At 62.4% G+C, this 229-nt stretch carries 1 protein-coding gene; it reads right to left on the bottom strand.

What is annotated here, in order from left to right; genetic code table 11:
- Positions 1-229, bottom strand: a 229-nt coding sequence (locus tag SB753_RS42285; protein ID WP_410805856.1) for a LysR substrate-binding domain-containing protein, incomplete at both ends; no start/stop codon positions are given.

Genomic DNA, 229 nt, shown 5'->3' with positions numbered 1-229 from the left:
CGTGGACCGATGGGCACGGCGATCATGTCCTGCTCGAGCCGTTCGTCGTAACGGATGCCGGCATCGCAGCCGATCGAAAGCACGTCGACAAAGCCGTCTTCGACGAACACTTCGACGCGTATGTCCGGATACGCTTTCAGAAACGGCGCGATGATATCGGGCAGCACGATGCGCGCGGCGCTCGCGGGCACGTTCAGTTTGAGCGTGCCGCTTGGCTGCTCGCGAAAGC

This window comes from Paraburkholderia sp. SIMBA_053, from assembly GCF_046534895.1.
Lineage (GTDB): Bacteria > Pseudomonadota > Gammaproteobacteria > Burkholderiales > Burkholderiaceae > Paraburkholderia > Paraburkholderia caledonica.
The sequence above is the reverse complement of the archived record's forward strand: the minus strand, read 5'-3'. Positions and strand labels throughout refer to the sequence as shown.